Annotated in this window: 13 protein-coding genes, 2 tRNA genes, 3 rRNA genes and 1 pseudogene; 14 read left to right on the top strand and 5 right to left on the bottom strand. The window is 32.3% G+C overall.

Going from position 1 to position 26,151, the window contains the following annotated elements:
* The first annotated feature begins 410 nt into the window (after nt 1-410).
* From BGS40_RS06310 to BGS40_RS06270, 9 genes and pseudogenes are all read left to right on the top strand, one after another.
* Nucleotides 411-1,923: ribosomal RNA gene (locus BGS40_RS06310) — 16S ribosomal RNA — on the top strand.
* A 102-nt stretch (nt 1,924-2,025) separates the two neighbouring features.
* Nucleotides 2,026-2,101 (top strand) — tRNA-Ala (locus tag BGS40_RS06305).
* Nucleotides 2,102-2,109: 8 nt separating this feature from the next.
* Nucleotides 2,110-2,186 (top strand) — tRNA-Ile (locus tag BGS40_RS06300).
* 532 nt (nt 2,187-2,718) lie between these two features.
* Nucleotides 2,719-5,625: ribosomal RNA gene (locus tag BGS40_RS06295) — 23S ribosomal RNA — on the top strand.
* A gap of 255 nt (nt 5,626-5,880) precedes the next feature.
* Nucleotides 5,881-5,997: ribosomal RNA gene (rrf, locus tag BGS40_RS06290) — 5S ribosomal RNA — on the top strand.
* Together the 16S, 23S and 5S rRNA genes with 2 tRNA genes alongside form the textbook arrangement of a ribosomal RNA operon.
* Before the next feature lie 105 nt (nt 5,998-6,102).
* Nucleotides 6,103-7,499, top strand: a pseudogene (locus BGS40_RS06285) (PD-(D/E)XK nuclease family protein).
* Between the two features lie 60 nt (nt 7,500-7,559).
* Entirely contained in the window at nt 7,560-11,306 is a 3,747-nt protein-coding gene (locus BGS40_RS06280) for a class I SAM-dependent DNA methyltransferase (protein ID WP_096738516.1), read from the top strand.
* A 2-nt stretch (nt 11,307-11,308) separates the two neighbouring features.
* Nucleotides 11,309-13,453: an AAA family ATPase gene (locus tag BGS40_RS06275; RefSeq protein WP_002793270.1), complete on the top strand. Its 2,145-nt coding sequence runs from the start codon at nt 11,309-11,311 to the stop codon at nt 13,451-13,453.
* The gene (locus BGS40_RS06270) at nt 13,438-14,070 is read left to right on the top strand and encodes a hypothetical protein (protein WP_257841715.1); all 633 of its coding nucleotides are present in this window, start codon (nt 13,438-13,440) and stop codon (nt 14,068-14,070) included. Before BGS40_RS06275 ends, BGS40_RS06270 begins: the two co-directional genes overlap by 16 nt.
* A gap of 110 nt (nt 14,071-14,180) precedes the next feature.
* Here the strand turns inward: BGS40_RS06270 and BGS40_RS06265 are convergent, their stop codons facing one another.
* Both BGS40_RS06265 and BGS40_RS06260 read right to left on the bottom strand, forming a co-directional pair.
* The gene (locus BGS40_RS06265) at nt 14,181-14,882 is read right to left on the bottom strand and encodes an SIMPL domain-containing protein (RefSeq protein WP_002842934.1); all 702 of its coding nucleotides are present in this window, start codon (nt 14,880-14,882) and stop codon (nt 14,181-14,183) included.
* Complete coding sequence (locus tag BGS40_RS06260; protein ID WP_096738515.1) at nt 14,879-16,081, bottom strand: multidrug effflux MFS transporter; 1,203 nt, start codon at nt 16,079-16,081, stop codon at nt 14,879-14,881. The genes BGS40_RS06265 and BGS40_RS06260 overlap by 4 nt, the downstream gene beginning before the upstream one ends.
* A gap of 104 nt (nt 16,082-16,185) precedes the next feature.
* Here BGS40_RS06260 and BGS40_RS06255 point away from each other — a divergent pair, with 104 nt between their 5' ends.
* Entirely contained in the window at nt 16,186-17,535 is a 1,350-nt protein-coding gene (locus BGS40_RS06255) for a DUF2130 domain-containing protein (protein WP_057031775.1), read from the top strand.
* Between the two features lie 23 nt (nt 17,536-17,558).
* On the opposite strand, the gene BGS40_RS06250 is transcribed toward BGS40_RS06255, so the two are convergent.
* The 3 genes from BGS40_RS06250 to typA form a co-directional block, all read right to left on the bottom strand.
* Nucleotides 17,559-18,602 carry a c-type cytochrome gene (locus BGS40_RS06250; RefSeq protein ID WP_096738514.1) on the bottom strand — a complete coding sequence of 348 codons (1,044 nt, stop codon included), beginning with the start codon at nt 18,600-18,602 and terminating at the stop codon, nt 17,559-17,561.
* A 177-nt stretch (nt 18,603-18,779) separates the two neighbouring features.
* Nucleotides 18,780-19,427: a hypothetical protein gene (locus tag BGS40_RS06245; protein ID WP_002895184.1), complete on the bottom strand. Its 648-nt coding sequence runs from the start codon at nt 19,425-19,427 to the stop codon at nt 18,780-18,782.
* Entirely contained in the window at nt 19,427-21,235 is a 1,809-nt protein-coding gene (typA, locus tag BGS40_RS06240) for a translational GTPase TypA (protein ID WP_002799607.1), read from the bottom strand. The genes BGS40_RS06245 and typA overlap by 1 nt, the downstream gene beginning before the upstream one ends.
* 134 nt (nt 21,236-21,369) lie before the next feature.
* On the opposite strand from typA, the gene BGS40_RS06235 reads away from it, so the two are divergent.
* The 4 genes from BGS40_RS06235 to BGS40_RS06220 are packed head-to-tail and all read left to right on the top strand — an operon-like array spanning nt 21,370 to nt 26,148.
* Entirely contained in the window at nt 21,370-21,693 is a 324-nt protein-coding gene (locus BGS40_RS06235) for a hypothetical protein (RefSeq protein ID WP_002824650.1), read from the top strand.
* A 16-nt stretch (nt 21,694-21,709) separates the two neighbouring features.
* Nucleotides 21,710-23,569, top strand: a complete 1,860-nt coding sequence (gene fliK, locus BGS40_RS06230; RefSeq protein WP_096738513.1) for a flagellar hook-length control protein FliK — start codon at nt 21,710-21,712, stop codon at nt 23,567-23,569.
* Between the two features lie 53 nt (nt 23,570-23,622).
* Nucleotides 23,623-24,507, top strand: a complete 885-nt coding sequence (locus tag BGS40_RS06225; RefSeq protein ID WP_002805290.1) for a flagellar basal body rod modification protein — start codon at nt 23,623-23,625, stop codon at nt 24,505-24,507.
* A gap of 3 nt (nt 24,508-24,510) precedes the next feature.
* The gene (locus tag BGS40_RS06220; protein WP_052776160.1) at nt 24,511-26,148 is read left to right on the top strand and encodes a flagellar hook protein FlgE; all 1,638 of its coding nucleotides are present in this window, start codon (nt 24,511-24,513) and stop codon (nt 26,146-26,148) included.
* Nucleotides 26,149-26,151 lie beyond the last annotated feature (3 nt).

Raw genomic sequence — 26,151 nt, 5'->3', positions numbered from 1 at the left:
TTGTTTAATCCCCTTTTAAGTTTAATTGGTTATACTTTCATTTCCTTTTTTTGAAAAAAGGACTTAAAATCTTTTAAATTATAAAGTTTCACTAGCTTAGTAGATTTTATAAATTAACTCTTTTGGTTTTTGTCTTATAAACTAAAAGCTTTTTTATAAATCTTGTTTTTTAATTTAAAAACTTTTCTTTTAAAAATGATTTTTTGTTTTGTTCTTTTAACTTAGTATTGTTATTCAAATCTTATTAGTCAATCTTTGAAATCTAAATAAGTGATCGATTGAGCCAGAAAGATTTAGGCATAAGTAATTATGTAAAATCTATTCAATCTAATAATTAAAAAGATTAAAAGTTTTTCTTTTAATCTTTCATAACTTTTTCTTTGAAGAAAAAGATTAAACTATCTATAATTTTTATGGAGAGTTTGATCCTGGCTCAGAGTGAACGCTGGCGGCGTGCCTAATACATGCAAGTCGAACGATGAAGCTTCTAGCTTGCTAGAAGTGGATTAGTGGCGCACGGGTGAGTAAGGTATAGTTAATCTGCCCTACACAAGAGGACAACAGTTGGAAACGACTGCTAATACTCTATACTCCTGCTTAACACAAGTTGAGTAGGGAAAGTTTTTCGGTGTAGGATGAGACTATATAGTATCAGCTAGTTGGTAAGGTAATGGCTTACCAAGGCTATGACGCTTAACTGGTCTGAGAGGATGATCAGTCACACTGGAACTGAGACACGGTCCAGACTCCTACGGGAGGCAGCAGTAGGGAATATTGCGCAATGGGGGAAACCCTGACGCAGCAACGCCGCGTGGAGGATGACACTTTTCGGAGCGTAAACTCCTTTTCTTAGGGAAGAATTCTGACGGTACCTAAGGAATAAGCACCGGCTAACTCCGTGCCAGCAGCCGCGGTAATACGGAGGGTGCAAGCGTTACTCGGAATCACTGGGCGTAAAGGGCGCGTAGGCGGATTATCAAGTCTCTTGTGAAATCTAATGGCTTAACCATTAAACTGCTTGGGAAACTGATAGTCTAGAGTGAGGGAGAGGCAGATGGAATTGGTGGTGTAGGGGTAAAATCCGTAGATATCACCAAGAATACCCATTGCGAAGGCGATCTGCTGGAACTCAACTGACGCTAAGGCGCGAAAGCGTGGGGAGCAAACAGGATTAGATACCCTGGTAGTCCACGCCCTAAACGATGTACACTAGTTGTTGGGGTGCTAGTCATCTCAGTAATGCAGCTAACGCATTAAGTGTACCGCCTGGGGAGTACGGTCGCAAGATTAAAACTCAAAGGAATAGACGGGGACCCGCACAAGCGGTGGAGCATGTGGTTTAATTCGAAGATACGCGAAGAACCTTACCTGGGCTTGATATCCTAAGAACCTTTTAGAGATAAGAGGGTGCTAGCTTGCTAGAACTTAGAGACAGGTGCTGCACGGCTGTCGTCAGCTCGTGTCGTGAGATGTTGGGTTAAGTCCCGCAACGAGCGCAACCCACGTATTTAGTTGCTAACGGTTCGGCCGAGCACTCTAAATAGACTGCCTTCGTAAGGAGGAGGAAGGTGTGGACGACGTCAAGTCATCATGGCCCTTATGCCCAGGGCGACACACGTGCTACAATGGCATATACAATGAGACGCAATACCGCGAGGTGGAGCAAATCTATAAAATATGTCCCAGTTCGGATTGTTCTCTGCAACTCGAGAGCATGAAGCCGGAATCGCTAGTAATCGTAGATCAGCCATGCTACGGTGAATACGTTCCCGGGTCTTGTACTCACCGCCCGTCACACCATGGGAGTTGATTTCACTCGAAGCCGGAATACTAAACTAGTTACCGTCCACAGTGGAATCAGCGACTGGGGTGAAGTCGTAACAAGGTAACCGTAGGAGAACCTGCGGTTGGATCACCTCCTTTCTAGAGTACAAAGTAATAAGTCTCACAACTATTACTTCAATATATAAACTCAATTGATTCTTGTTTAGATTTTAAAGATTGATGATAAAGCTAATTGTTTATGGGGAATTAGCTCAGCTGGGAGAGCGCCTGCTTTGCACGCAGGAGGTCAGCGGTTCGATCCCGCTATTCTCCACCATTTATTAAGGGCCTATAGCTCAGCTGGTTAGAGTGCACCCCTGATAAGGGTGAGGTCACAAGTTCAAGTCTTGTTAGGCCCACCATAAAAAAGATTTGAATAAAGAAGCTTTAAAATCTAAAGCAAGTATATAAAATAGATTAAATATAAAATATAAACTCTATACTTAGATTTATTTTTATCTTTAACTATAAAAGAATATACTTTAATAGATATAAGTAGCATACATTATGCATTTATATTTATAATGATTATGTTAATATATATACTTCCTTTAGGTTTTAAACCTAAATGTTCTTTTTAATTATCATTGTTAAGAGTCACAAGCAAGTTTTAATAAAAACAATTTTACAGGACTTGTTAAAGGATAAAACCTATTTATTTTTTCTTTAGTTTAACTTAACTTTTAGCTGTCTTCTCTTCTATGAATAAAGAGAATATTAGATTTAAGGATTATAAATTAAAGACAAGTTTCAAACTCACAGCTTAGTTGAGACTAAATCATTTAGTTTTATATTAAGTGTTTGAATGCTTTCCGTCTTAAGATAAAGAAGTCTTATCATAAAAACTTTAACAAGGAAGTGATGCGTTTTAGAATCAATAATAAAAGGTAAAAAAGGTAAGCTACTAAGAGCGAATGGTGGATGCCTTGACTGGTAAAGGCGATGAAGGACGTACTAGACTGCGATAAGCTACGGGGAGCTGTCAAGAAGCTTTGATCCGTAGATTTCCGAATGGGGCAACCCAATGTATAGAGATATACATTACCTATATAGGAGCGAACGAGGGGAATTGAAACATCTTAGTACCCTCAGGAAAAGAAATCAATAGAGATTGCGTCAGTAGCGGCGAGCGAAAGCGCAAGAGGGCAAACCCAGTGCTTGCACTGGGGGTTGTAGGACTGCAATGTGCAAGAGGTAAGTTTAGCAGAACATTCTGGAAAGTATAACCATAGAGGGTGATAGTCCCGTATGCGAAAAACAAACCTTAGCTAGCAGTATCCTGAGTAGGGCGGGACACGAGGAATCCTGTCTGAATCCGGGTCGACCACGATCCAACCCTAAATACTAATACCAGATCGATAGTGCACAAGTACCGTGAGGGAAAGGTGAAAAGAACTGAGGTGATCAGAGTGAAATAGAACCTGAAACCATTTGCTTACAATCATTCAGAGCCCTATGTAGCAATACAGGGTGATGGACTGCCTTTTGCATAATGAGCCTGCGAGTTGTGGTGTCTGGCAAGGTTAAGCAAACGCGAAGCCGTAGCGAAAGCGAGTCTGAATAGGGCGCTTAGTCAGATGCTGCAGACCCGAAACGAAGTGATCTATCCATGAGCAAGTTGAAGCTAGTGTAAGAACTAGTGGAGGACTGAACCCATAGGCGTTGAAAAGCCCCGGGATGACTTGTGGATAGGGGTGAAAGGCCAATCAAACTTCGTGATAGCTGGTTCTCTCCGAAATATATTTAGGTATAGCGTTGTGTCGTAATATAAGGGGGTAGAGCACTGAATGGGCTAGGGCATACACCAATGTACCAAACCCTATCAAACTCCGAATACCTTATATGTAATCACAGCAGTCAGGCGGCGAGTGATAAAATCCGTCGTCAAGAGGGAAACAACCCAGACTACCAGCTAAGGTCCCTAAATCTTACTTAAGTGGAAAACGATGTGAAGTTACTTAAACAACCAGGAGGTTGGCTTAGAAGCAGCCATCCTTTAAAGAAAGCGTAATAGCTCACTGGTCTAGTGATTTTGCGCGGAAAATATAACGGGGCTAAAGTAAGTACCGAAGCTGTAGACTTAGTTTACTAAGTGGTAGGAGAGCGTTCTATTTGCGTCGAAGGTATACCGGTAAGGAGTGCTGGAGCGAATAGAAGTGAGCATGCAGGCATGAGTAGCGATAATTAATGTGAGAATCATTAACGCCGTAAACCCAAGGTTTCCTACGCGATGCTCGTCATCGTAGGGTTAGTCGGGTCCTAAGTCGAGTCCGAAAGGGGTAGACGATGGCAAATTGGTTAATATTCCAATACCAACATTAGTGTGCGATGGAAGGACGCTTAGGGCTAAGGGGGCTAGCGGATGGAAGTGCTAGTCTAAGGTCGTAGGAGGTTATATAGGCAAATCCGTATAACAATACTCCGAGAACTGAAAGGCTTTTTGAAGTCTTCGGATGGATAGAAGAACCCCTGATGCCGTCGAGCCAAGAAAAGTTTCTAAGTTTAGCTAATGTTGCCCGTACCGTAAACCGACACAGGTGGGTGGGATGAGTATTCTAAGGCGCGTGGAAGAACTCTCTTTAAGGAACTCTGCAAAATAGCACCGTATCTTCGGTATAAGGTGTGGTTAGCTTTGTATTAGGATTTACTCCGAAAGCAAGGAAACTTACAACAAAGAGTCCCTCCCGACTGTTTACCAAAAACACAGCACTCTGCTAACTCGTAAGAGGATGTATAGGGTGTGACGCCTGCCCGGTGCTCGAAGGTTAATTGATGGGGTTAGCATTAGCGAAGCTCTTGATCGAAGCCCGAGTAAACGGCGGCCGTAACTATAACGGTCCTAAGGTAGCGAAATTCCTTGTCGGTTAAATACCGACCTGCATGAATGGCGTAACGAGATGGGAGCTGTCTCAAAGAGGGATCCAGTGAAATTGTAGTGGAGGTGAAAATTCCTCCTACCCGCGGCAAGACGGAAAGACCCCGTGGACCTTTACTACAGCTTGACACTGCTACTTGGATAAGAATGTGCAGGATAGGTGGGAGGCTTTGAGTATATGACGCCAGTTGTATATGAGCCATTGTTGAGATACCACTCTTTCTTATTTGGGTAGCTAACCAGCTTGAGTTATCCTCAAGTGGGACAATGTCTGGTGGGTAGTTTGACTGGGGCGGTCGCCTCCCAAATAATAACGGAGGCTTACAAAGGTTGGCTCAGAACGGTTGGAAATCGTTCGTAGAGTATAAAGGTATAAGCCAGCTTAACTGCAAGACATACAAGTCAAGCAGAGACGAAAGTCGGTCTTAGTGATCCGGTGGTTCTGTGTGGAAGGGCCATCGCTCAAAGGATAAAAGGTACCCCGGGGATAACAGGCTGATCTCCCCCAAGAGCTCACATCGACGGGGAGGTTTGGCACCTCGATGTCGGCTCATCGCATCCTGGGGCTGGAGCAGGTCCCAAGGGTATGGCTGTTCGCCATTTAAAGCGGTACGCGAGCTGGGTTCAGAACGTCGTGAGACAGTTCGGTCCCTATCTGCCGTGGGCGTAAGAAGATTGAAGAGATTTGACCCTAGTACGAGAGGACCGGGTTGAACAAACCACTGGTGTAGCTGTTGTTCTGCCAAGAGCATCGCAGCGTAGCTAAGTTTGGAAAGGATAAACGCTGAAAGCATCTAAGCGTGAAGCCAACTCTAAGATGAATCTTCTCTAAGCTCTCTAGAAGACTACTAGTTTGATAGGCTGGGTGTGTAATGGATGAAAGTCCTTTAGCTGACCAGTACTAATAGAGCGTTTGGCTTATCTTTAATAAAGCATCACTTCCTTGTTAAGGTTTTTAAGAAGACTTTGAATATAGATAATATTTAGAGTTTAATAGAAATCTTTCAAGTAGAGTTTGTATTAGAACTTGCTCTTAACATTGTTTTTTAAGTATTCTATATAAAAACTTATCAAAGATAAAAGATAAGAAAAGAAGAAAGAGAATAAAGAAAAAATTAAAGGAATAAAAGATTAAGTTTTATTCTTAAATTCAATCTTTCAAAGAATATTTAAATAACAATGTCCGTGATTATACAGATGTGGAAACGCCTTGCTCCATCCCGAACCAAGAAGCTAAGCACATCGTGGGTGATGATACTACGCCTTACTGGCAGGGGGAAAGTAGCTCATTGCGGACTTGTTAATTCTACTTAACTTGCCTATAAAATTAATAATCAGTTTTTTTAGTTTGTAATTAGAAATTTATTTACATGTAAAATTGTATAAAATTTGGAAAGTGATACATGGAAAAATTTATTGAAAGATTGCTTGAAGAAGATATTAAATTTGAAAAAGATGTGAATAATGGTTTGAGTGATATAAATATATTTGATGCTTTGAATATTGAAACAAAAGAAAATTATCATTCTAAATTTATAGCTTATTTAATTGATATAAATAAGGATCATTATCAAAAAAATTTTGCAAAGGTATTTTTAGAAAAACTTGGTAAGAGTTTAGTAAATACGAAATTTGAAAATTTAAACATAGAAGATATAAAAAGCGTAGAAACAGAAGCCTGCATAAAAGATAATAGAAGGATAGATATTTTAATAACATTAAGTGATAAAAGATATATTATAATAGAAAATAAAATTTATGCAAAAGATCAAAAAAATCAATTGAAAGATTATATTAATTTTGTAAGAAAAAATATCAAAAATATAAAAGATTGTTATAAAAACATATTGACTATATATTTGCATCAAGATGAGTGTGCTAGTCCTAGTGATTATAGTTTGGGAAATTTTACAATAAAGACAAATTTGATTAAAGATAAAAATGAAAATAATGTTAGCTATTATTTGAAGATGGATTATATATGGATTAAGGAATGGATTGATGAGTGTATAAAAATATATGAAGAAAAATCAACCAAAGATCAAAAATTTATTCTTGATATACAAAACATTATTTTTACTTTAAATCAATACAAAAGTATTTTACAATGGTATATAACAGATGAGTATACTCAAAGAGATGATGTATTGGAATTTATTTTTCAAGACATTATAAAAATGCAAAATTTAAAAAATGCGATGATTTTATATAGATATAACAAAAACAAATCAGAGCTTAAAAATTTAAATGAAGAAAAATATAAAAAAGCTAAAGATATTATTCAGCATAAATGGAGCAATATCTGCGAATATATAATAGAAGAATTTTTTAATAGTTTTGAACACAAGGAAATTAAAATAGGCGATATAACTTTTATCGGCAATAAAATAGAAGAAAATCGTGTTAATTATGGTGTATTTATATTTTATCCTATTGATTATAAGAATGAAAGCATATATCCATGTATATATATTTATTTTAAAAAAAATACTATGATATTATTGGTTTGACATTTGAAATTTCAAATGATGATGAAGAAGATATAGAAAATGAAAAATATAAAGAATGTTTAAAATTATTTAAAGATGTAAAAGAAGAAAATGTTAGAAAATATCAAAATCACTATTATTGTGATAAATTAATAAACAATGAAAAATTAGAAGGAGAATACGCTTTTATTTATTGGTTAATTGAAAATCAAAATTCTAAAAAAGATTTTATTCAAATTTTAAATGATTTTTTTATTAAAAAACCTATACAGGAAGCATATAAAGGTATTAATGATATATTAAATTCTTAAAAAATTTTATATAAAAGTAAAATTTGATAAAATACAAAATATTTTTTATAAAGGTTAAAAATGCATTTCACTTTGCTAAATGAAAAAGATTTTTTCAACCCATACTACCGCAAAAAGCAAATCATGCAAAATGAATTTGATATATTTAGCAAGGCTTTAATGCAGTATTTAGAAAGACTTGAAAGTTCGCAAAGTGAAAATGAAGATTATCTTGTAGCTAATGCACTTAGTCCATTTTTAACCATGTTAAATTTCAAAACCCACATCAAAACCAAGCAAAAAGGCAAAAGTGAGATTGACTTATCCATCTCTAAAGATGAGTTTAGTAAAGACTTAGAAGTTCTTATTGAGGCTAAAAAGCCAAATTCAAAAGAATTTATCACTCATACAAAGGTAAATTCTAAAGCCTTACACGAGACTATTTTATATTATTTTAGAAATAGAGAGTATAGTTTTAGCTTAAAATTTATTATCATCACAGATTTTTATAAATTTTACATTTTTAAAATTAGTGAGTTTGAAGAGCTTTTTTATAAAAATCCAAGTTTTAAAAAACTTTTTGAAGAATTTTGTAATCCAAATTCACTTTTCAAAGGCAATACTGAAGAATTCTATAAAGAAGTAGCCAAACTCATAGAAAATTCCAAAGAAAACTTAAAAGGCTTTTTGATTGACTTGACGTTTTTAAAAGATAAACAAAAATCAAATTTTAAAAACCTAGCAAGTATTTATAAAACTTTTCATAGAGACTTTTTGCTAAGTGAGTTTAACCCCAACGATGCAAATTCACTCAACAACGCTTTTTACAAAGAGCTTTTATATATCTTAGGGCTTTGTGAGAGCAAACAAAACTCAAAACTCATCATCGCAAAAAGTGAAGAAAGTAAAGAAGAGCAAGGCACTTTCTACACCGCTATAAACTCTAAGCTTAAAGAAGAAAATTTTGAAACCATCTTAAAACTTTTGATCTTATGGCTTAATCGCATTTTGTTTTTAAAGCTTATAGAGTCAAATTTGGTGCGTTTTAATGATGATAAAAATTTGAAATTTTTAAATTTCAAAAAAATCCCTGATTTTGACAAGCTTAGCGAACTTTTCTTTGAAGTTTTAGCCAAAGAAAAAAGCACGAGAAAGAAAAGCGAATTTGCCTATCTGCCTTATCTAAATTCTTCTTTGTTTGAAAAACAAAACATAGAAAACACGCTTGAAATTTCAAGCTTAAGCAATGATTTAAAGCTTTTTTACTATAAAAACACCGTGTTAAAAGATGATAAATGCAAGGCTAAAAAAGGACAAGTGGGGCTTTTAGAATACTTGTTTGAATTTTTAGATAGTTTTGATTTTGGTAGCGATGATGAGCAAAGCGAAATTTTAAGCCAAAAAGAACTCATAAGTTCAAGTGTTTTAGGAAATGTGTTTGAAAAACTCAATGGCTACAAAGAAGGAAGCTTTTACACGCCAAGCTTTATCACTTCTTATATGTGTAAAGAAAGCATCACAAAAGTTGTGCTTGATAAATTCAACGCTCAATTTGATCTTGATGCTAAAGATATAAATGAACTAAGAAAGTCTTTAAGAAAAGAAGACAAAAAAGCACAAAAAGAGCTTTTAAATTCCATAAAAATTTGCGATCCTGCGGTGGGAAGCGGGCATTTTTTGGTTTCTGCTTTAAATGTTATGTTAAGCATTTATGATGAGCTAAATCTTTTTGATGAAGAATTTTATCTAGAAGTGCAAAACGATGAAATTCTCATCACGGGTAGAAAAGGCGAGTTTATAGAGTATAAACGCCCAAGTACGCCTAAAGATAAAGCCCATCTTATCCAGCAAGAACTTTTTCACACTAAAAAAGACATCATAGAAAACAACCTTTTTGGAGTCGATATCAACCCTAACTCATGCGAGATCACCAAGCTAAGGCTTTGGATAGAGCTTTTAAAACATAGTTTTTATCAAAGCTTTGATGATGAGACTTATCACGATCTTAAAACATTGCCAAACATCGATATAAACATAAAATGCGGAAATTCTTTGGTATCTTACTTTGAAACAGGCAAAAGCCTAAACCACTATCCTAACATCAAAGAACGCATTAACAAATACAAACGCATAGTAAAAGACTATAAAGAAGGCTTTTACACGGATAAAAGCCACATCAACCAAGAGATAAAAAATCTCAAAATTTCTTTTAAAAATTTCTGCTTTGCGGATAAATTTAAAAAAGAAATGAAAAGCTTTAATGATAAATGTGAAAAATACTCTAAAAAATACGGAAATTTCTTAGCCGTAGATGATGAAAATTTGAAATTCTTTGTTAGTGCGAATTTGACTCTTTTTGATTTTGATGAAAAAGAAGCCGCAAAAGAATTTGCAAATCTTAAAAAAGAATACGACAATATCTTTAACCTAGAAAGCAATCATCCTTTTGAATGGCGTTTTGAATTCCCTGAAATTTTGGACGATGATGGAAATTTCAAAGGCTTTGATCTCATCATCGGCAATCCACCTTATATAAGACAAGAAGAGCTTAAAGAACTCAAGCCCCATTTAGCTAAAAATTATAAGGTTTATAAAGGCACGAGCGATATTTATACTTATTTTTATGAACTAGGATTTAATGTTTTAAAAGATAATGGGGTATTGAGCTATATCACTTCTAACAAATACACGCGTGCAGGATATGGGGAAGCTTTGCGTGAATTTTTGCTTAAAAATGTTAAGTTTTTAGAATACACTGATTTAAATGGCATAAAAGTTTTTGATAGTGCTACAGTGGATACTTCCATACTTTGTTTTGAAAAATCAAAAAGCAAAGATAATAAATTCAAATACCTTGCCCTAAGCAATGAAATTTTAAAAACTTGTACTTATGACATCGGCTTATATAAGGACTTTGCAGAATTTTCGCAAAATTCTTTAAGTAAAGAAAGCTTCACTTTTAGCGATGAGAATACTAGTGCCTTAAAGGCTAAGATAGAACGCATAGGAACTCCGCTTAAAGAATGGCATGGGCTTAATATATATCGTGGAATTTTAACAGGCTATAATGAAGCCTTTATCATCACCACTGAAAAAAGAAATGAAATTTTAGCAAATTGCAAAGATGAAGCCGAAAAAGAACGCACCGCCAAACTCATACGCAAAATGCTACGCGGACGCGATATAAAAAGATATAGTTACGAGTGGGCGGGACTTTGGGTGATAAATACTCATAATGGTTACAAAAATCAAAATGGAGAAAAAGTAGAAGCGATAAATATAAAGCATTATCCTAGTTTAAAAAAGCATTTTGATGAATTTTATCCACAACTAGAAAAAAGAGCTGATAAAGGCTTGACTCCTTATAATCTTAGAAATTGTGCGTATATCGAAGAATTTGAAAAAGAAAAGATAGTGTATAGCGAAATTGTAAGAAAGCCACAATTTTATTTAGATGTAAATTTAAATTTTTATGCAGAAGCTACAAGTTTTATTTTAACAGGTGAAAATTTAAAATATCTTATTGCCTTTTTAAATAATGACTTTGTTGCTTTCATCTTTAAAACATTTTATGCAGGTGGAAATTTAGGAGAAAATGGTTTTAGATATAAAAAAGCATTTTTAGAAAAACTTCCTATACCAAAAATAAATTCTAAAAATCAAAAATTAGCAAATGAGCTTGTAAATTTAGTTGATGAAATTTTAAAAGCCAAAGAGCAAGACAAAAACGCAAATACCCAAGAACTAGAAAACAAAATCAATTCTTTGGTTTATAAACTTTACAATCTCACCGAAGAAGAAATAAAAATCATAGAAAACAAGGAGTGAAAATGATTAAAAAAATAAAACAAGTTAATTATAAAAGTTTTAATAATTATAATTCAAGTGGTTTGGAATTTAATCGTATTAATATTTTGTATGGGAGAAATGGTCAAGGTAAAAGTTCATTGGTAAATTTCATTAAAGATAATATTGAAAATAATAATTTAGATATTTTTGAAATAAGCTCTAATGGTTTTAGTTTATTTTTTTATGATACAGATTATAAAAATAGCTTATTTTATAGCAATGATAAATTTAAGACATTTTATATAGCTGATGATATAGAAAATATAATTCTAGAAAAAAATAAGATATGCAAAAAAATAAAAAAACTTAAAGAATTCAAAAATAAAATAGAAGAAAAAATAAATACTGCAAATAAAAACAAAAAGGATCTTAAAAGCACAATAGCAAAAAATACTAGAGAAGTTCTAAGCAAAATTGATAGTAATAAATATAATACTCCACAATCTTATCAATCTACACATATAGATGATGGTTACTTATCAAGTGAAAAAATATCATTATTTGAAGTATTGTCGTATGATGAATTTGAAAAAATTAAATCAATGAAGAAAAATTTAAATTATGAAATTATCAAAGAGTTTAATTTTGATAAATTTAAACAAATAGAAAATGGTGTAAAAAAAATTGATGAAATGCTTAAACAAACCCCAGAAAATAATGCAATAGATAGATTTAAGCAAGATAATGATTTGGAAAATTTGGCAAGATTAGCATTTGATATAAAAAATAAGTCAGAGATGTATAAAGATAAATGTCCATTATGTGGGCAAAATATATTAGGTGTTAAATTATGGGAAAAATTAGAAAAACATTTTAATGAAGAATATAAACAGTTTATTGAAAGATTGGGTAAAGCTAAAATTTTTTTTGAAATTTCTATAACAGAATTGGGTAATTATACAAAATGGCTTAATGAGTATTTTATTAAGACTAAATTACTTATTGATGATGATATTGATAAAAAAAGACAAGAATATTTATTATTTATTGAAGAATCCGTAAAAGAAATAAATAATATAATAAATCATATAGAACTTAAGAAACAAAATCCAAACAAGAATGATATAGATATTGATTGCGATTTAAATTTATTTCAAAGAATTTTAAACGATGATATTCAAAACTTAATTAAACAGCACAATAGGAAGCAACAAACATATCTTAAAGATATAGATGAAAATATTGAAAAGATAAAAAAGCATTTTATAGCTAAAGAGAAAGATAATGTTGCATTATATAATGGTTTAATTAATTTTTATAATAAAATCAAAGAAAAAATTAATTGTGTATTAGAAAAAAGAAATAAGCATATAGTAGATATAGATGCAAAACTTAAAGAAATGGATCAAAGTTTTCAAAATCTTAATAAAGATATGGAAGAATGGTTTTTCAATGATATTTGCTTTGAGAAGATAGGGGATACGTATTATAAAATACAAAGGTTAAATTTTAATAATAAATGGTTTGATTGTGATAAGGGGTTAAGCGAAGGTGAGAAGACTATAGTTTCTATAATATATTTTACAAATCATTTTTTATCAAAAATTAAAGAAATAAAAGAATGCCCTTTGGTTTTTTTAGATGATCCTATAAATAGTTTAGACAATTCAAATCGAGATAAAATTATTAATTATATATCCAGTAAACTTTTGAAACAAAATCGAGGCCAGTTTTTTATAGCTACACATATTGATGAAGTATGTGATAAATTTAATAAAAAAAATAGTGATACACAATCAATTTTTGAAATAAAAAAATATGCCAATCAGTCTGAAATTGAAAAATTGGCAGGTTTTAAATTGAATAATGATTTTAAAACAACTCATTTGAGATTATGTGAATATTTAAAATTTGGGAAATATGAAGATGCATTTGATATCAGTGGCGATGTTAGATTTATTCTTGAAAAGATTTGTAATATATTTTTTAAAAATACCGAAAATTTCACAGATTGTTATGATAAATTACTTAGTAAATTTGATATAATTAAAAAATATACAGCAAATGATATACAAGATTTAAATCATGGAAAAAATACAATAAATTCAGATGAAATAATAGAAAAAGTTAGGTTTGTTGTTGAAATTATCGATAAAATTAGGAATTATTCATGCGGGAAATTATAGCAGTAAAAAAGGATTTTATTGCTTTTAATAAAAAATCATTTTGTCAAGATAGATTATTGACATCTGGAAAAGCATATTATTTACACTATAAAGATAACAATAAATTTTGTGGTTATGCTGGAAAAGAATGCGCAAAGCAAAAGTGCAATAATGATTTAAATGCTATACCAGATTTTACAAAATCTTTGATTTCAAATTTTAAAAAAGAAACTAAAATAATCCAAGGTAAAAAACACACTCATAGGGCAAATTTGAGCAAGAGTGACATTTCTATGGCTATTGAATATGTAGTTTTAAGGCAAAGTAAAATGAAAAAATTTAAAAAAGCAAATTATTTTATACTAAATGATTATTACAAAGAATATTTAAAGACAAATATTCTCTCGCCAAATTCGATCAAACATATTATAAATATAGAGAAAAAAGCACCTTTACAATTTAAACTAGAGAATTTGTTAACTTGTTATGCTTATGAATATAAAATTTTACTTGCATTAAAAAGCATTCCTAGCAACAAAAGAACATATTTATCAAGTATCTTATCAAATTTAAGAAAATATTACACATTAACAGATAGGCAAATAAATGGCGTAGAAAGGTGGTTTAAAAAAAATTAGAAATAAAGAAGTTGCTGAAGCTAAATTAAAAAAATTTTTATATCAAAAACCGCACGAAAAAATTCCATAGTACCAAGCTAAGCCTTAAAGCTTAGCTTGAAAATTCATCATCAGTCTTTCAAATAGTATTCTATAGTAGAAACCACTCTTATGGTTTTGATGTAAGGTGTGTTTTTATCCCTGTTGCTGATGCTAAATTGTCCTTGAGAAGCCTTTTTTATCTTGCCTAGATGGCTGTTTGAGTCTTGTGCGAATTTTATTGCTGCATTTCTAGCATTGAGCGTTGCTTCTTCTATCATTTGTGGTTTTATCTCATTTAGCTTGGTGTAAAGGTATTCTATGTCATAATTATCGATTTTCGTTACTATGCCAAATTTTGCAAGACTTGAAATGTTTTCTAGTATGCTTTTTCCAAGTTTTACGTTTTGCGTATAGATGAGTAAATTCGCAGTGCCTATGTATCGGTATGTAGCTTGAGTGTCGTTGCTATAAGGATCGCTTAAACGATCTATGATGTTTGGCGAGTTGTAGCTGATCTCATCTTCTTTTACGCCTTGTTCTTTTAAAAATTTGATGATATTTTCTTTATCTTGTTCTAGTTCTTCGTATAAATTTGTAAGATTGTTGTTTGATCTTGTGAATTTTATAGGAAGTATCAAAGTATCCGCTTCGACTTCTTTTTGGCTTAAACCCTTTACACTTACACTTCTTTCAAGTGTTTTAAAATCACTTAAAGCCTTGTTAAATCCAAAAGCTAGAATCAAACTTGCCAAAACTATGGCTAAAGCCATAAAGATATTATTTGTTTTCATTTTTTCTCCTTTATTTTGATTAGAAAATATATCATATTTGCAACCAATACGCAAGCACACATTACAAAAGCAAGGATTATCGGCGTATTTGCGTTAATAGCCCCAACCACAAAAGAAATAAGCCCTGCAAAACCAAATTGCACCGTTCCAAGCACCGCAGAAGCAGTTCCGCTATGTTCTTTAAACCTTGCCATAGCCAAAGTCGTGGTATTGGGTGCGATGAAACCAAGCATAGCGATACTTGTAAAAATACTAAGTTCAAAAAGCAAGAAATTTGGATGAAAAAAGGCATTTACAAGTAAAATCACGGTCGATATAAACATTATCATCAAAGCTTTTGCCAAAATTTTTTCGCTTTCGTATTTTAAAACCAATCTCGCATTGATATTTGCACAGATGACAAAACCTAAAGCATTTGCCCCAAAAAGCAAGGCAAATTTTTGCTCACTTAAGCTAAAAAACTGCGTAAAAACAAAGCTTGATCCTGTGATATAAGCAAACATCGCCGCCAAAGCAAAAGAAGCACATAGTATATAAACCAAAAAGCGTTTATCGGTTAAAACAAATTTGTAGCTTTTCATCGCTTCATGATGGGAAAATTTTTTGTTTTTAAGATGAGGTGCGGATTCTTTTAAACCAAAAAGTATCATCAAAAAAAGCAAAATTCCCAAAGCAAACAAAGTCGCAAAAATACTATGCCATGAAAAATACTCTAACAAAAATCCCCCAAAAGTTGGCGAAAGCATAGGAGCAAGAGAACTAAAAACCATCATTAAAGCAAAAATCCCTGCAGCTTCTTTGATCTCAAATAAGTCATTGACAATAGCCCTTGCGATAACCACACCTGCACAACCCCCAAGTGCTTCAAAAAATCTCAAAGCGATAAAAGCATAAATATCATCGATAATCACACAAAACAAACTCGAAACGATGAAGAAAAATATCCCTACCAAAGCTGGAATTTTACGCCCAAAAATATCACTTAAAGGACCATATATAAGCTGTCCTAAGGCAAAAGCGATAAAAAAACTTGCGATACTAAGTTGGGTTAAAAAAGAATTAGTTTGAAAGCTTTGTTCTACATGAGAAAGTGCGGGTAAATACATATCTGTAGAAAGTGGCGCTATGCTTGACATCAAAGCAAGGATAATGATAAGTTTAAATTTGGCAAAGCCGTGAATTTTGGTGTGTTTTTGCATTTGTAATCCTAATTATTCTAAAAGAATGATTTTAACAAGTCAATCTTAGAATAATCTTTGTTTTTCTATGTTAAATTTAGAGAAAAATTCTAAGGAAATTTTTTATGCAAAATTTAAACCAAAATGAACAAATCAAATGCCCAAGTTGTGGAAGTTTTATCGATATCAGCACTGCTTTATATGCTCAAATTTTAGATAAAGCTAAGCAAGAAATGCTAAAACAAAAAAAAGAATTTGATGATGAGGTAAATGCTAAAAGAGCTGAATATACCAAAGCTTTAAATGATTTAAAAACTCAAAAGATGGAACAAGAAAAACTCATAAGCGAGCAAGTAAGCCAAAAGCTTCTTTTAGAAAAGCAAAAATTTGAACAAGAACTTCTCACGCAAAAGCAAAATTTCCAAAAAGAATTCAGCGAGAAATTTAACAAAGAGCATGAAAATGAAATGAAAATTATGCAAGAAGAACTCGAGAAAAAAAGCAAAGAGCTTAGCGAGTTTTTAAGCATAAAGGCTGAAAATGAAAGGCTAAAAAGAGAGCAAAAAGAAAATGAAGAAAGATTGAAATTTCAAGCCAAAGAAGAGGCTTTTAAAGAATTTAAAGAACAAGAAAGCAAAAATTTGGAATTTGAAAGAGAAAAAATGCGTCTTGAATTTCAAAAAAGCACTCAAGAGCAAGATCTTAAATACAAAGAACTAGAAACGAATTTTAAAAGTGTAGCTCAAAAGTTAGAAGACGCACAACGCAGGATAGAGCAAGGCTCACAGCAACTCCAAGGCGAAGCAGCTGAACTACTCATAGAAGAATACATACAAAGTGAGTATTTAAGTGATGAAGTAAAAGAAGTGCCAAAGGGCGTAAATGGAGCTGATTGTCTGCATATAGTAAAGGATAATTTTGGAAATATTTGCGGAAGTATTTTGTATGAGAGCAAACGCACTAAAGAATTTAACAAAGAATGGCTGGATAAACTTAAACTAGATAGTATAGCCGCAAAAAGTGATATAGCGGTTTTGATCACAAAAACTATGCCAAAAGATAAAGAAAAAACGCATTTTAAAGAAGGAATTTTGATCTGCACTTTTAATGAATTCAAAGGCGTTTTAGCAGTGCTTAGAGAAAGCATTATAAATTCTTATAAACTCAAAAATGCTTTGCAAAACAAAGATGAAAAAAATCACATTTTATACGAATACTTAAATTCCAAGGAATTTAACACGCAAATCACTTTTATACTCAAAACTTACCAAAATATGAAAGAAGAGTTAGAAGCTGAAAAAAGGGCTTTGCAAAATATATGGAAAAAAAGAGAAAGAGCTATAGAAAATCTAAGTTTTAATTCCACTGCCATAGTGAGTTCTTTAAATGCGATATTTAGCGACTTACAAGGTGGAAATTTGATAGGCGAAGAAGGGATTAAAAGTCTTGAAAATTTAGCCAAAGATGAGGATTAATTTTGGGCTAAGCCCAAAATTAATCATTCTCCTGGGAAGTGATTTGGATTTTTCCAAGGTCCGTATTTTACTTTTATGTATTCTTTAGGATCTAAATTTTGCTGTGGTGAGGCAAAATACTCAGGTTTTAATGATGGGGATTTGCTATAAGCTGTATCAAGTCCTGCACGATTTTCTGTAGTGGTTATAGGCATTCTTACAAAACCTGTATTGACATAAGCTGCTATATCTAGTGCATCTTCATCGCTTAATATAGGATTATCCGCACTCGCACCAAAAGGCATGGCTGATTTTAAAAATCTTGCTAAAAATGGTATCATAGCCATGTGTCCACCATCAGGATAGATAAGTAAAGATGGATATAAATGTCCGCTACCTTGTTCGTAATTATCATTTTTTACCCCAAGTCCTCTTTCGCCATGACAAGCAACGCAATTTTCTTCAAAGAGCTTTTTCCCACGCACAGGGTCAGCTGGGCGATTTGGAAAATTCATCTTAGCAAAAAAATCTCCTTCAAGCTTTACGCCGTCTTTAATACCATAAGCTTCTTTTAGCCATTTAAAATAAGCTAAAATTGCTTTCATTTCTTTAGAATCATTAGGAAATCTATGAGAGTCAGTTCCACCCATTCCGCGAATTCTATCTTCAACAGAGATGATTTTCATCGTTTCTATATCAAGTCTTGGATAATTGTTTAGGACATTTAAAAATGGAATAACATATTTTTTTGTTCCTGGCAAACCATTGCCGTCATTGTCCATGTGACAGGAAATACAATTTACTTCGTTGCTTGTCTTTTTTAGTTTGCTATAGGGTCCTAAAGTACTTTCTGTCTTGCTTAAAAGCTCTATGCCATAACGGATTAAATCCCCTTGCTTGCCTTTTGGAATATCATTGATGCTTAAATTTTTATTTGGCCATTCTTGCACAGGTCTTTTGGAAAGCTCCTTAAAATACTCTACTCCTTCCTTGTCGCTTAATTCTTCTCCTACTTTGTAATCACTCACGCTTTTAGCACTAAGACTTAAACTAAGATATAAGCCAAGTAATAAAATGTGTTTTTTTATGATTTTCCTCCTTTTTATTTGCAGTTCAAATTGATTTTAATGTATTTTTTCTTAAATATTAAGCATAATAAGAATAATTTAAATAAAATTAAATTTTAAAGTGTTACTAAAAGTAATATATATTTAAAGTATATAATTAATATTTATTAAAATTTTATAATATTAACTTTATATTAATTATTTAAATAATTTATTTTTTATAGAATTTAGATTTTCTTCTAAATCTTTGAAATTGCTTTCTAAATCTTTTTTTATATCTATAAAGAAAGGATTGCTTAAAGTAGCAATAAGATAATGATTTTCTTTAGAAAAAACATGATTTAAAGTGAAATTTTTATCTTGAAGTTTGATATAAATTTGCTCTTCATTTTCAAAGCTAGGATTTTTGTTTGCACTTAAAATTTCGAGCAAAATTCCGCAAAAAAAGCGTTTATTTTCGTCCAAAAACTGAATATCATAAATTTTAAAATCCTTAAATTCAAAGCAGTTTTGACTTTTAAATTCTTTTAAATCCTTTGTAAGTCCTAATTTTAAAAAGTCTTTTTGGCTTAAACTTTGCTTTTTAAATTTTGCCCCAAAACGACGCAAAAATAAATTTAAAGCATTAATTTGCAATTCTTTTTGTGCGAGTTTTAGTTTTTTAGCTGTAAAACGAAAGAAAAAAACACCTACAAAAACAGCTAAAATTACTGCGATTAAGGCATCTCTTATAAAAACAAAGGCTAAAAAACCTACAAGTAAGGCTTCGATAATGCTTAGGAATTTTAAGACTCCTAAGCGTTTAAGTATATAAAGTCTATTATTTTCTAAGCTTTTTAAATCCATTAAGATTTTGCTTTTTCCATTCTTTTTCTTTGAGTTGGATCAAGATAGCGTTTGCGAACACGCACATTTACAGGCGTAACTTCTACAAGTTCATCTTCTTCTATCCACTCTAAAGCTCTTTCAAGACTTAATTTTCTAGGTGGCACAAGCTTGATTGCATCATCGCTTCCACTTGCTCTTACATTGGTAAGATTCTTTCCTTTGATAGGATTAACATCTAAATCATTTGGACGAGAGTGCTCACCTATAATCATACCGGTATAAACTTTAGTTTGAGGCTCTATGAAAAGTACTCCACGCTCTTGAAGGTTAAACAAAGAATACCCTAAAGCCACGCCATTTTCCATAGAAATTAACGCTCCATTATTACGCTTTTCAACCGCACCGCTAAAAGGACGGAATTCTAAAAAGCTATGATTCATCACGCCTTCGCCTTTGGTATCAGTTAAAAACTGACTTCTAAAACCTATAAGTCCGCGTGCTGGAATTTCAAACTCAAGTCTTGTTTGTCCATCGCCTGTTGGTGCCATGGTTTTCATTTCAGCTTTTCTTTTGCCAAGTTTTTCTATTACCGCACCACTAAATTCTTCAGGCACATCGATAACTAAATGTTCAAAAGGTTCTGTTTTAACTCCATCTTCAACTTTTACGATAACTTCAGGTCTTCCCATGCAAAACTCAAAACCTTCACGACGCATATTTTCAGCTAAAATAGTGATTTGAAGTTCGCCCCTACCGCTTACTTTAAATTTACCTTCTCCTGTGCTTTCGTATTTCATAGCAATATTAGTTTTCATTTCAGCTTCTAAACGTTCAGCGATTTTATTTGAAGTTACATGTTTTCCTTCAGTTCCTGCTAATGGTCCATCATTTACAGAAAATACTATGCTTAAAGTCGGCTCTTCAATGTGTAAAGGATCAAGTGGCATAGGATTGTTTGGATCTACAACGCTATCGCCAACATCTAAAGCTTCAAAACCTGCTATAGCTACAATATCTCCACTTCCTGCTTCTTCAATATCCATTTTTTCTAAGCCCATAAAACCAATGAGTTTTGAAATTCTACCATTTACTTTGGTGCCATCAGCTTTTGCAAGCATTACGCTTTGATTTTTCTTAACAACCCCATTGAAAATTCTAGCAATGCCTATTTTACCTACGAAATTATCATACCCTAAAGTGAAAACTTGAAGTTGTAAAGGATTGTCATTTGTACCACTTGGCGCTGGAACGCGTTCAAGTATGGTTTTAAAAAGTGGCTCCATATTATCACTTTCATCGTTTAGATCAAGCTTAGCATAACCATTTTTTGCTGCAGCATAAACTATAGCAAAGTCAAGTTGCTCATCGTTTGCATCTAGGGCTACAAAAAGATCAAAAATTTCATTGATCACTCTTTCAGGATCAGCAGCTGGTTTGTCGATTTTGTTGATTACAACTATAGGTTTAAGCCCTAAAGATAAAGCTTTTTTAACCACGAATTTAGTTTGCGGCATAACGCCTTCTTGAGCATCTACTAAAAGCAAAACTCCATCAATCATTTTTAAAACGCGTTCTACTTCTCCGCCAAAATCAGCATGCCCTGGAGTATCTATGATGTTGATTTTTGTACCTTTGTAATTGATCGCTGTGTTTTTTGAAAGTATGGTAATGCCACGTTCTTTTTCTATATCGTTGCTATCCATAACGCGTTCTGAAATTTGTTCTCTTTCGCTAAAGGTGCCTGATTGTTTTAATAATTCATCTACCATAGTGGTTTTACCATGGTCAACGTGAGCTATAACTGCTATATTTCTAATGTTTTCCAAATTTTCTTCTCCAAAGCTAAATTTTTAAAAGCTTAGATTATACAAAAATTTAACTTAAACTACAAAGCATCAAAACTTGGAACACTTCTTGCTTTAAAGACTTGTGAAATTAAAATTTTAAAAAGGAAGTTAAAATGTCAAAACCATTAAATGAAGAGATTTTTATTGAATTTAAAAGCGATTTAGCTGAGAGAAAAAATGAAGTTTTACTTCAAGTTTTAGAACTTTTAGAAACTTTTAGATCAGATAAAAACGAAAAAATGGCAAGAATTTCAAGTGAGCTTACAGAAATTTTAGAAAATGAAGAAAATTTAGAAAAAATTTTAAATGCTAAAAATTTAGAAGAGCTTTTAAATATTTTAATTGCTTTAAATGAAGATAAGATGATTAAAGTATATGAAGATTCTTATTTGAAAGAAAAATTTCCTAATGTAATGGTAGATAAATTTTTAAAATAATTTTTTTGAAGGAAAAGTGATGTCAAATTTAGCTCCGCAAAATGATGTTTTAAATCTTACGCCGAGTAAAACTTCTAATACTAGTAGTTCCTTTAGTAAAACGAGTAAAAATAAAGAACATGAAAGTAGCGATAGTAAAAATTCAACTCAAGATGATACGGAAAGTTTTTTAAATTCTTTGCTTAATTCTATTGATGAAACCAATGAATTTTTACCTGATCATATGAAGATCAGTCAAAAAGAAGTTGTTAATGAAGCGATGAACAGACTTCAAAAAGGAGCTTTTGATGAGAGTGATAAGATAAGCATTTTCGAATCTGCTTCTTTTATGCAAATTCTTTCTTTGTTGGATAAGCTAAAAACAGATACAGCAGATGTTAAACTAGCAAATCTTTCTACTCAACTTTCAAGTCTTATTAAAACAGAGGCTAATTTTAATGCTTTAAAAGGTGCATCAAATCTTAGTGAGCTTTTGGACATAGCTAAAGATCTGGGCTTAAATGTAAAAAATATTAAAGTAGATCGTCTTCTTGATCTTAAAGCAACTTTTCCAAATTTAGATAAGGCTGATTTTTTTAAGGGTGCTGTGGATAATGTTTTTAAAGAAATCATCAATAATAAAATTTCCAATGTGAGTAAAAATTTAAATCACAATTTAGAAAATACAACTCATACTACAAGCACTCATTCTACGCAAAAAACAAATTCTAAAGATAGCGGTTCTTTGCTTTCTCAAACTTTAAAAAATTTAGATTCCATACTTTCATCCAAAGAAAGCAAACATGAAAAAAACGATAAAGTTAAATCAAAAATAGAAGAAGATACCACAGATGCTAAAAATACTTTAAAAAATATCAAAAATGATGAGTTTGCAAAAAATTTAACAGAAGAGTTAAATATAAAAGATAAAAAAAACCAAGATAATTTAAATAAAGATAACAATCTTAAAGATTTAAATAAAGAAAGCAAAGACTTAAACAAAGATTTTAATAAAGATTTTAATAAAGAGTTAAATAAAGAGTTAAATAAAGAGTTAAATAAAAATCAAGAAAAAAACAATTTAAATCAAGAAAATATACAAGATCAAAATAAAAATTTAAAGAACAATAATCAAAATTTAAATCTTGATAAAAATTTAAATAAAGAAATTGTCAAAGATACTCAGAATTTAGTTTCAAATTTAACACAAAAAGATTTTAATCTAAATAAAGAGCCTAAAAACAACAACAAAGAAAATAAAGATATAAAACAAAATTTCTTTGATCAAAAATTAAATTTTGAAAATTTAAATAAAACTCAAGTAGTTCAAAACAAAGAGAATAATGCAAATTTTAATAATAATACTACTATTAATAAAGAAACTTTTACTCAAGAGCAAACAAAAACGCACAGTGAAAATGTAGATAAAAATAGCTTAGATGAGTTAAATTCTTTAGTCAAAGATTTAAATAAAGTAACACAAAACAATGCTCGCAATATCACTCCTAAAGAAACTTTGCAGTATTTTTCACAAGATTTAAAAGAGGCTGTGGATCAATACAAAGCACCTATTACTAAACTTAGTATCACTCTAAATCCTAATAATCTTGGAGAAGTGGAGGTAACTTTGATACAAAGAGGTAATAACCTTCATATCAATTTCAACTCCAATACCAATGCAATGAATTTGTTTATCCAAAATCAAGCCGAGTTTAAAAATTCTCTTGTAAATATGGGATTTACTGGACTTGAAATGAATTTTAGTGATCAAGGTAAAAGAGAGCAAAATCAAAATCAAGGAAAAAATCGTAGTGGATATGGTTTTAAAGATGCTTTAGATGGAAAAAATGAAAGTGAAAAAGTCAATCTAGAGCTTGTTTTAGCGAAGTATTTTTAAATTGGAACACTTATTGCTTAAATAATAAAAAACTAAATAAAAAGGAGTTTATAATGATATCATCATCGGATTGGAATTTAAATACCACTGCTACAACTTCAGGTACTACTTCTTCAGGAAGTACTAGTGGAACAACTAGAACAGATTCAAGCAGTAGCTCAGGAATAGTGAGCAATCCAAATGCTACCTTAGATAAGGATGCGTTTTTAAAACTTCTTTTGATAGAGCTTCAACATCAAGATCCAACAGATCCTATGGATAGCGATAAAATGCTTACTCAAACTTCACAGCTTAGCGCACTTGAAATGCAGCAAAATACCAATACAACTATGCAAAAAATGGTTGAAACTATGCAAAAGCTTTCTGATTCTTTTAGTACAAGTATGAGTACTTCAGCTTTAGGGGCTATTGGTAAAATGGCAACTGTTTCAGATAATAAAATCAAACTTACAGGTGCAGATGAGCTTATCGCTCTTAAAATGTATTTGCCTGAAGATTCTGATGAAAACGGTGTTACGCTAGAAATTTATGATAGCAATAATAAACTTGTTTTCAGTGAAAAAAGCGATGCTAAATCTATTTCTCAAGGTTTATTTACCATGGAGTGGCCAGGAAGAAATAACGATGGGGTTTATGCAGGTGATGGTGAGTACACTGTTAAAATGGTTTATAATAATAAAAATGGTGAAAAAATCACTGCAAATTACGGAACTTATCCTATCGAAGGTGTTGTTTTTAAAGATGGTGTTGCCTATGCAAAAATGGCTGGACAAGAAGTTCCTTTTGATGCAATACAAGAAATAACAGATTATAAGCTTGGTTCATCTTCATCTACTGGAGGAAGCGGTTCAAGTGGAGACTCAAGTGGTGGTTCAAGCGATGGAGATTCTTCTGGGTCTGGATCTACAGAAGATGGCGACAAAGAGGAAAAGGCATAAGCCATGATGAATTCATTTTATAATGGGATTTCTGGAGTAAAAAGCAATAGCTTTGGTATTGATATCACTGCTAATAACATAGCAAATGTCAATACCACGGGCTTTAAATACTCTGATGCTCAATTTAAAGATATTTTTTATACTACCATAACAACCCAATCAACCAACCCTGCTCAAGGTGGTTATGGTAGCGGTGCAGCATCTTCTCAAGTTGTTTTCGAACAGGGTTCTCCTGTTGCAAGTGATGGCGAATTTGATGTGGCTTTGCAAGGAAAAGGATTTTTTGGGGTTTTAGGGGCTGATGGCAATGCTTACTATACTAGAAATGGATCATTTAGAAGAGATGCCAATGGATATTTGGTAGATTCTTATGGAAATTTTGTTTTAGGAACAATGAATCCTGCTTTTACTGGTATTAACTATAGCGATAGAGTTGCTGGGCTTATGGGGGATTATCTTAACACAGGAACTCCAGTAAATAATGGTTTTACTGTAAATTCAAATAATTCTTTCAGTATAGGCACAACCGCTTCTCAAGGGGCTATTAAAGTACCTGTGAATATGTATTTACCTCCTCAAGTAACTCAAAATGTAAAATGGAGTGGAAGTTTAAATACTAACACAACAACAGAAGTAGTTAAAGTAGATCTTGATCCTAGTAAATTTAACATTACAAAAACTGAAGATGGAAAATATGTAGTTAGTGGTAGTGTTAGCAAAGAAGATGTGTTTAGTGCTAAAGCGGGTGATAGGATCATTTTAAATTTCACTGATGATAATGGCGTAAAAACAAGCTTTGAAGCGACTTTAGATGAAAATCTAAATTTTAAAAGTAACGAGCTTGATTTAAAAGGATTGGATGAAAATAGCATCAAGCTTGATACAGCTCAAATTTCAACAGAGCAACAAAAAGCCAATAAAGATATTTTAGAATCCCCTATTTATAATGCAGATGGAAGTAAAAGCACTTTAAGGGTTACACTTGAAAGAGTTTTACCACAAGAAGGCGATAATATACAATATAAAGCTATTGCACAAATTTATGATTCTAATGGCAATGCTGTAGGCAATCCGACTGAAGGAAATATGGTTTTTGATAAAAATGGTGCTTTGCTTCAAAACAATATTACAAGCATTGCAAATCCAAATGGTGGAACAATTAATATTGATTTGGGTTCTCCTTATGATGCTAACAAACCTGGTTCGGGTTATAGTGGGATTTATATTAAAGAAGGCGTCGAAAAAAATGTAGTTACACAACAAGATGGTGTAGCTGAAGGGTTTTTTGAACAATATAATATATCCGATGATGGAAGTATTGTTGCGCAATTTAGCAATGGTAAAAATGCCATAGTTGGAAAGCTTGCTTTATATAATTTTATCAATGAGCAAGGATTGGCTGCTATGGGAGATAATATTTTTGCAGCAACGGCAAATAGCGGTGATGCAAGCTTTATTATGAAAGATGGTCAAGTTGTTAATACAGCCAAATTTAAAGGCGGATTCTTAGAACAATCAAATGTTGATTTAAGCACAGAGCTTTCAAACCTTATCGTAACTCAAAAAGCTTTTGATGCAAGCTCAAAAAGTATTACTACAAGTGATCAGATGATACAAAAAGCCATTAATATGAAAAGATAATTT

This window comes from Campylobacter sp. 107, from assembly GCF_002383835.1.
Lineage (GTDB): Bacteria > Campylobacterota > Campylobacteria > Campylobacterales > Campylobacteraceae > Campylobacter_D > Campylobacter_D jejuni.
Note: the sequence above shows the minus strand (reverse complement) of the source record. Positions and strands in the feature narration are given on the sequence as shown.

Coding starts and splice junctions, on each gene's coding strand:
- BGS40_RS06265 (WP_002842934.1), bottom strand. CDS start 14,882: ATGAAAACAAATAATATCTTTATGGCTTTAGCCATAGTTTTGGCAAGT.
- BGS40_RS06235 (WP_002824650.1), top strand. CDS start 21,370: ATGTCAAAACCATTAAATGAAGAGATTTTTATTGAATTTAAAAGCGAT.
- BGS40_RS06255 (WP_057031775.1), top strand. CDS start 16,186: ATGCAAAATTTAAACCAAAATGAACAAATCAAATGCCCAAGTTGTGGA.
- BGS40_RS06270 (WP_257841715.1), top strand. CDS start 13,438: ATGCGGGAAATTATAGCAGTAAAAAAGGATTTTATTGCTTTTAATAAA.
- BGS40_RS06245 (WP_002895184.1), bottom strand. CDS start 19,427: ATGGATTTAAAAAGCTTAGAAAATAATAGACTTTATATACTTAAACGC.
- BGS40_RS06225 (WP_002805290.1), top strand. CDS start 23,623: ATGATATCATCATCGGATTGGAATTTAAATACCACTGCTACAACTTCA.
- BGS40_RS06220 (WP_052776160.1), top strand. CDS start 24,511: ATGATGAATTCATTTTATAATGGGATTTCTGGAGTAAAAAGCAATAGC.
- BGS40_RS06280 (WP_096738516.1), top strand. CDS start 7,560: ATGCATTTCACTTTGCTAAATGAAAAAGATTTTTTCAACCCATACTAC.
- BGS40_RS06275 (WP_002793270.1), top strand. CDS start 11,309: ATGATTAAAAAAATAAAACAAGTTAATTATAAAAGTTTTAATAATTAT.
- BGS40_RS06260 (WP_096738515.1), bottom strand. CDS start 16,081: ATGCAAAAACACACCAAAATTCACGGCTTTGCCAAATTTAAACTTATC.